Source organism: Streptomyces amritsarensis, from assembly GCF_001953875.1.
GTDB classification, from domain to species: Bacteria; Actinomycetota; Actinomycetes; order Streptomycetales; family Streptomycetaceae; genus Streptomyces; species Streptomyces amritsarensis.
This window is the reverse complement of the sequence record NZ_MQUR01000093.1, coordinates 20,103-27,981: the sequence shown is the minus strand read 5'-3', so window position 1 is coordinate 27,981 and position 7,879 is coordinate 20,103. Positions and strand designations below refer to the sequence as shown.

Annotated in this window: 2 protein-coding genes; both read left to right on the top strand. The window is 74.6% G+C overall.

The window, feature by feature from the left end; all coding sequences use genetic code 11:
* The first annotated feature begins 338 nt into the window (after window positions 1-338).
* Window positions 339-1,133 (top strand): thioesterase II family protein, encoded by a 795-nt coding sequence (locus AVW11_RS29100; protein ID WP_225884949.1) that lies wholly within the window; start codon window positions 339-341, stop codon window positions 1,131-1,133.
* Between the two features lie 177 nt (window positions 1,134-1,310).
* Entirely contained in the window at window positions 1,311-7,871 is a 6,561-nt protein-coding gene (locus tag AVW11_RS29095) for a non-ribosomal peptide synthetase (RefSeq protein WP_076046499.1), read from the top strand.
* The last annotated feature ends 8 nt before the right edge of the window (window positions 7,872-7,879 follow it).

Genomic DNA, 7,879 nt, shown 5'->3' with positions numbered 1-7,879 from the left:
GGGCGGCCCCCTTCAGCGTGCGTGGGGGCGGTGGGCCGTCCCGTCGACGGGACGGCCCACCGCCCCCACACACGCCCCCTCGGTACGGACAACGGGACACGGTGGCCGAAAACGCAAGCAGGAATCGCTCACCAGTACCGCCGCGGCAGACCAGTGCGGGCATTCCTTGCCCCGCCCCCGGGCCACTTCTACGATCAATCCGGAAGAGCGGGGAAACAAATTCACGGCCGATCTGAACCGGCCCTTCGCGCCATTGGATCCGGCATCGCGTTCCGCATTTCGCATTCCGTTTCCCTCTTCGTGCTTCCCGCTTCCGTCCGACCCAACGCAGAGGGGACATGGCCATGCACACGCGCAGCCACACAACGGAAACCGGCGCCGGACTCGTCGTCGAAAGCCCCTTCATATGGCGGGCCAGGCGGCCCGGACACCGCCACCAACTCGTCTGCTTCCCCCAGGCGGGAGGCGGCGCCGGAGCCTTCGGCGACTGGGTGCACCAGCTCCCGGCCGACATCGAGGTGGTCGCCGTCCAGCTGCCCGGCCGGCAGAACCGGATCCTGGAGGACCCCGCCACCGAGGTCGCCCCGCTCGTACGCACGCTCGCGCAGGCCCTGCGGCCCGTACTGGACGGCCCGTTCTCCTTCTTCGGCCACTCCTGCGGGGCCCTGCTCGCCTTCGAGCTGGCGCTGGCCCTCCAGGCCCGCGGCGGCCCCCGGCCGACCCATCTGTTCCTCTCCGGACAGGCCTCGCCCGTACCCTTCCGCGACCGCCCCCAGCTGCACGGACTCTCCGACGAGGAGTTCCGGGCCGAGGTGCTGCGGCTCGGCGGCTTCGACGAGGAGCTCGCCGAGGACGAGGACGCCATGGAAGCCCTCCTGCCGCCCGTCATGGACGACTTCGCGCTCTGGGAGCGGCACGCACTGCCCGTCGACGCCCGCCTCGACGTCCCCATCACCGCCCTCGTCGGCGCATCCGACAGCAGGGCGCCGCGCGCCGAGATGGAGACCTGGGGCGCCCACACGGACACCGCGTTCGACCTGCGCGTCTACCCCAGCGGGCATTTCTACCTCTTCGAGCCCGGACTGAGCTCCGAGCTGCTCGAATTCATCGCCGGAACGGTTCTCGAGCCCTAAGCTCCCGGTGGGCAATGCCTGTATGGCAGCTTTTTCGGGTTGCCGCGCCGACGTTCCGGCTGCGATTAATTGAGAAATCAAACCCATGAGATCCCGGTCTTCATGTCCAACCATTGGGGGATGGTCGCTTTGTGCTCGTTCCATGACGCGGCGGTGCCGGTGGCGACGATTCCTGAAATGTTCGAGAAGCACGTCGCCGCCTCGCCGGACGCCGTCGCCCTCGTCTTCGGCGAGACGTCGCTGACCTACCGCGAACTCGACGCGCGGGCCAACCGCCTGGCCCGGTTCCTGGTGACCCGCGGCGTCGGGCCGGAGACGGTCGTGGGCGTGGCCCTGCGGCGCTCGCCCGAGCTGTGGACGGCCGTCCTCGCGGTCCTCAAGGCCGGCGGCGCCTACCTCCCCATGGACGCCGCGTACCCGGCGGAGCGCCTTCGCTACATGGCGCAGGACTCCGGCGCCCGCCTGGTCCTGGCGGACACGCCGACCGGCGGCGAACTTCCCGAACTCCCCGCCCCCGTACTGCTGCTGGACGCACCCGACACCGTCGGGGCGGTCTCCCGCGAAGCCGCCGGCGCCCTCACCGACGCCGACCGGATCCGCCCGCAGCGCGCCGCGCAGACCGCGTACGTCATCTACACCTCGGGCTCCACCGGCAGGCCCAAGGGCGTCGCCGTCACCCACAACGGCCTCGCCCCGCTGCTCGCCACACACGTCGAACGGCTGGGAGCGGGCCCCGTGAGCCGCGTGCTGCAGTTCGCCTCGCCGAGCTTCGACGCCTCGGTGTGGGAGATGTGCATGGGCCTGCTGTCCGGGGCGACCTTCGTCCTCGCCGACAAGGAGGCCCTGGCCCCCGGCACCCCGCTCGCCGAGACCATCGCCCGGCACGGCGTGACCCACGTGACGCTGCCGCCCCCGGTCCTCGCCGCCGTCCCCGCCGACGCCCTGGCCGGCGTCGAGACCCTGGTGGTCGCCGGAGACGCCACCACCCCCGAACTCGTCGCCACCTGGTCGTCCGGCCGCCGCATGATCAACGCGTACGGGCCCACGGAGACCACCGTGTGCGCCACCATGAGCGCCCCCCTGGCCGGCGACGGCCGCGTACCGCCGATCGGCGGCCCGATCACCGACACCGGCGTACACGTCCTCGACGACGCACTGCGCCCCGTGGACACTGGGGTGATCGGCGAACTGTACGTGTCGGGCGCCTCGCTGGCCCGCGGCTACCTGGGCCGCCCCGACCTGTCCGCCCAGCGCTTCGTGGCCTGCCCCTTCGGGGAGCCCGGCGCGCGGATGTACCGCACCGGCGACCTCGTCGAGCGGACCCCCGGCGGCGACCTCGTCTTCCACGGCCGCGCCGACACCCAGGTCAAGATCCGCGGCATCCGGATCGAACCCCTGGAGATCGAGGCCGTCCTCAGCGGCCACCCCGGTGTCGCCGACGCCGCGGTCCTCCCCTACGAACAGGGCGGCAGCCGCGGGCTGGTGGCCTACGTCGTACCCGCCGCCTCCGGCCGCCCCGGCCACGGCGGCCCGCAGGGCAGCGCGTACGGCAGCATCGCCCTCGACTCCGGCTTCGGCACCGCGGAACTGCGCGCCTACGCCGGCCGTCACCTGCCCGACCACATGGTCCCCGCCGCCTTCGTCCTGCTGGACCGGCTGCCCCTGACCCCCAACGGCAAGCTCGACAAGTCCCGGCTGCCGCAGCCGGAGTTCACGGGCGGCACCTACCGGGCCCCGCGCACCCCGCAGGAGGAGATCCTCGCCGAGCTGTACGCGAAGGCCCTCGGCCGCGACCGGGTCGGCATCGACGACGACTTCTTCACCCTCGGCGGCGACAGCATCCAGTCGCTCCAGGTCGTGTCCTGGGCGCGGGCCCGCGGCGTCGTCGTCACCGCCCGCCAGGCCGTCGAGCACCGCACCGTCGCGCGGCTCGCCGAGATCGCCGCCGCGAACGCACGGGGCGCCGCCGGACCGGTCCTGGAGGAGCTCGACGGCGGCGGCACGGGCTGGATGCCCCTGCTGCCCGTGGCCCGCTGGATCCGCGACTGGGGCCCCGGCTTCGACCGCTTCCTCCAGGCGATGGTGCTGGAGCTGCCCGAGGACATCGACGCGGCCGGCCTGGCCGCCACCCTGACGGCCGTCGTCGACCGCCACGACCTGCTGCGCGCCCGCCTGGTGTCCGACGGCGACGGCCACGGCGAGGGGGCCGGACTGGTCGTCGCGCCCGCCGGCTCCGTGGCCGTGGATCCGCTGCTGCGCCGCGTCCCCTGCGACGGCCGCTGGGACGACGGGTCCTGGCGCACCCTGCTGCTCGGCGAACTGGAGCAGGCGGCCGGCCGACTGGACCCCGCCGCGGGAACAGTGGCCCAGTTCGTGTGGTTCGCCCCGGAGCGGGGCGCGGGCCGGCTGCTGCTCGCCCTGCACCACCTCGTCGTGGACGGCGTGTCCTGGCGCATCCTGATGCCCGACCTGGCCTCCGCCTGGCAGCAGGTCCGCGCCGGCCGCACCCCCGAACTCCCGCCCGTCGCCACCTCGATGCGCCGCTGGGCGCACGCCCTGGCCGACGAGGCACAACGCCCCGCCCGGACCGCGGAGCTCGACCTGTGGCGCTCGATCGTCGACGGCCCCGACCCGCTGCTCGGCGCCCGGCGGCTGGACCCGGCCGTCGACGTACGGGCCCGCGTGCACACCACCCGGGTGCAGCTCCCGGCGCCCGTCACCGAGGCCCTGCTGACCGACCTGCCCGCGGCGTTCCGCGGCGGCGTCAACGACGGGCTGCTCGCAGCGCTGGCCCTGGCCCTCGCGCAGTGGCGGCGCACCCGCTCCGTCGACGAGACCTCCGCGCTGATCCGCCTCGAAGGACACGGCCGGGAAGAGACCGCGGCGCCCGGCGCGAGCCTCGCCCGCACGCTGGGCTGGTTCACGACCGCCTTCCCGGTGCGCCTCGACCTCGCCGGGGTGGACCTCGACGAGGCCTTCGCGGGCGGCCCGGCCGCCGGCCTGGCCGTCAAGAAGGTCAAGGAACAGCTCCTGGCCCTCCCCGACAAGGGCATCGGCTACGGCCTGCTGCGCCACCTGAACCCGCAGACCGCCGCCGTCCTGGAACAGCACCCCGTCGGACAGGTCGGCTTCAACTACCTCGGCCGCTTCTCCTCGGCCGCCGACATGCCCGGCGAGCTGCGCGGGTTCGGCTTCACCCAGGCCCCCGAGGCCGCGGCCGTCGCCGAACTGGCCGAGCTCGACGCCGCCCAGGACCCGCGGATGCCGGCCTCCGCCGAACTCGACATCAACGCCACCGTCGCCGACCAGCCGACCGGGCCCGTACTGAACGCCGTGTTCAGCGCCCCCGAGGGAGTGCTCTCCCCGGCCGAGGTCGGACAGATCGCAGACCTGTGGCGCGCCGCGCTGGAAGCGCTCGCCCGGCACGCGGCCGAGCCCGGCGCCGGTGGCCTGACCCCCTCGGACCTGCCGCTGGTGACGGCGAGCCAGCACGACATCGACGGCTGGGAGCGGCGCTTCCCGGGCCTGACCGACGTCTGGCCCACCACCGCCCTCCAGTCGGGCCTGCTCTTCCACTCGGTCTTCGAGGACTCCTCCTTCGACGCCTACCAGGTGCAGTACGCACTGCACCTGTCGGGCGACGTGGACCCGGCCCGGCTGCGCGCCGCCGGCCAGTCGCTGCTGGACCGGCACGCCGGGCTGCGGACCGCCTTCGTGCACAACGCGTACGGGGACCTCGTCCAGCTCGTCCTCGACTCCGTCACCCTGCCCTGGCAGGAACTCGACCTGTCGGGCCTGGAGGGGGCGGAGCGCACGGAGGCCTTCGAAGGGTTCCTCGCGCGGGACCTGGCCACGCACTTCGACCAATTCGCCCCGCCGATGCTGCGGATGTCCCTCATCCGGACCGGCGAGCGGACCCACGAGCTCGTCCTGACCGCCCACCACGTGCTGTTCGACGGCTGGTCGGTGCCCCTGCTGATGCAGGACCTGCTCACCTTCTACGGATCGGACGGGCAGGACCCCGGGCTGGAACCGGCCCGGAACCACCGCGACTTCCTCGCCTGGCTCTCCCGCCAGGACAGCGAGGAGTCCGCGCGCGTCTGGCGTGAGGAGCTCAGCGGCGTGGGGGAGCCGACCCTGCTCGCCCCGGTGGTCTGCACCCCGCGGACCGGTCCCGCGGACGGCCCCGCGGACGGCTCCGCGGACGGCTCCGGAGGAGCGGGCGAGGACATCGCCATGCGGCAGGCGGAGGTGCCGCTGCCGACCGAGGCCTCCCGTGAGCTCCAGCGGCGCGCGGCCGAGCTCGGCGTCACCCTGAACACGGTGGTCCAGGGCGCCTGGGCGATCCTGCTGGCCCGGCTCACCGGCCGCCAGGACGTGGTCTTCGCCTCCACCGTCGCCGGCCGGCCGCCCGCCCTGCCCGGCGTGGACGCGACGGTCGGCATGTTCCTCAACACCCTGCCCGTACGGGTGCGGTGCGCGCCCGCGGACACGGTCGCCGAGCTGCTGACCGGGCTCCAGGGCCGACAGGCCGCGCTCATGGACCACCACCACTTCGGCCTCGGCGAGATCCAGCAGGCCGCCGGCGTCGAATCCCTCTTCGACACGATCATCGGCTTCGAGTCCTTCCCCATGGACCGGGCCGGCATCGTCGAGGCCAGCCGGCAGGCCGGGATCTCGATCACCGGCATCCGCTCCTTCACCGCCAGCCACTACCCGGTGACGGTGCTCGCCTTCATCGAGCCCGACCGGCTGCGCCTGGCGGTGCAGTACCGGCACACCGTGCTCGATCCGGCCGCCGCCGAGTCCCTCGCCGCCCGCTTCGGCATGATCCTGCGCCAGCTGGCCGAGGACACCTCCCGCCGGGTGGCCGCCGTGGAGGTCCTGGAGCCCGCCGAGCGCGACCGGATCCTGCACGGCCCCGGCACCCTCGCGGCCGCCGACGCGGACGCCGCGCCGGGTACGACGACGGTCCCCGCGCTGTTCGAACGGCGTGTCGCCGCCACCCCCGACGCCGTGGCGGTGGCCGACGGCGGGCGGTCGCTGACCTACCGGCAGCTCGACGAGCGGGCCGACCGCCTCGCGCGGGCCCTGACCGCGCGCGGCGCCCGACCGGAGACCCCGGTCGCGGTGGCCCTGCCCCGGTCGGCGGAGCTGGTCGTCGCGCTGCTCGGCGTACTGAAGTCCGGGGCGGCCGTCCTGCCCCTCGACCCGCGGCACCCGGCCGACCGCCTCGCGCGGGTCCTGACCGACGCCCGACCGCTGCTCGTGCTCACCGACGCGGACACCGCGCCCGCCCTGCCGGACACCGGCGTGGCTGCCCTCACCCTCGACGAAGCGGACGCCGGGGACGGGAGGCCGGCTCCGGCGGCGCCCCCCGTACGGGCCGACTCGCTCGCCTACCTCTCGTACGCCTGCGGCAGTTCGGGCGGGCCGACGGGCGTGGAGACCACCCACGGCAACCTGACCGGGCGGGTCCCCGGGCTGCTCGCGCGGCTCGGCTCCGCGGCCGGGCGGCGCCTGCTGCCGGCGGCCGGCCCCGACACCGAACTCCCCGTCCCGGAGATCGTCGCCGCGCTCTGCGCGGGCGGCGGCGTCGAGGTGCTCCGCGACGGCGCGGCCGGCCCGGGCGGGGTGCTCGCCATCAGCCCGTCGGCCTGCGCCGACCTGCTCGACGAGACGGTCGAGGACATCGCCGCGGACGCCGTCGTGTTCTCGGGGGAGCCGCTGCCGGCCGCGCTGGCGCTGCGGGTGGCCGGGTCCGCGCCGGGCGCCCGCCTGGTCAACGTCCACGGCCACCTTGAGACCGGCCCCGCCACGGCGTACTCACCGCCCGACGGCGAGCAGCCGCCCGGGACGGGGACCGTGCCCGTGGGAACGCCGCTGGCCGGAGTGCGGGCGTACGTCCTCGGCGCGGGCCTCACCCCCGTACCGGACGGTGCGGTCGGCGAGCTGTACCTCGCGGGCGGCGCGCCGGCCCGCGGCTACCGCGGCCACGGCGCGCTGACCGCCGAACGGTTCGTCGCCGACCCCTTCGGGCCGGCCGGATCGCGGATGTTCCGCACCGGCGACCTGGTCCGCCGGACCGCCGGCGACCGGCTGGAGCTCCTCGGGCGCACCGGCCCGGAGGCGGCCGTCCGCGGCACGCGGACCGCACCGGCCGAGGTCGAGGCCGTCCTCACCGGGCACCCCGGGGTGGAGCAGGCCGTCGTGGTCGTCCGCGAGGGCCACGGGCCCGGCGGGACCGCCCAGTCGGTGGGCTACATCACCGCCCCCGACGGGTACGACGTCGCCGACCCGGCGGCCTGGGCCGAGCAGGTACGGGCCCACGCGGCCCAGCAGCTGCCCGCGGCCCTGGTCCCGGCGGTCCTCGTGCCGCTGGAGCGGCTGCCGCTGACCCGCGACGGCCGCACGGACCGGGCGGCACTGCCCGAGCCCGAGCCCGCGGCCCGCCCCTACCGGGCCCCGCGCACCCCGCAGGAGGCCGCCTTGTGCGAGCTGCTGGCGGAGGTGCTCGGCGTCGAACGGGTCGGCATGAACGACGACTTCTTCGAACTGGGAGGCAACTCCCTCCTGGCGACACGGCTCACCAGCCGTATCCGCAAGGTGCTCGGCGTGAGCGTGCCCCTGCGGTCGATCTTCGAGTCCCACGCAATCTCAGAACTTTCGCGCACGGTCAAGAACGCAGGCACGTCGAGCCGGCCTCGACTGCGCAAGATGGACAGGAGTGGACAGTAAAATGATCC

Bases quoted from the DNA above. Each gene is read 5' to 3' on its own strand.
- AVW11_RS29100 (WP_225884949.1), top strand. From the start codon at position 339: ATGGCCATGCACACGCGCAGCCACACAACGGAAACCGGCGCCGGACTC.
- AVW11_RS29095 (WP_076046499.1), top strand. From the start codon at position 1,311: ATGTTCGAGAAGCACGTCGCCGCCTCGCCGGACGCCGTCGCCCTCGTC.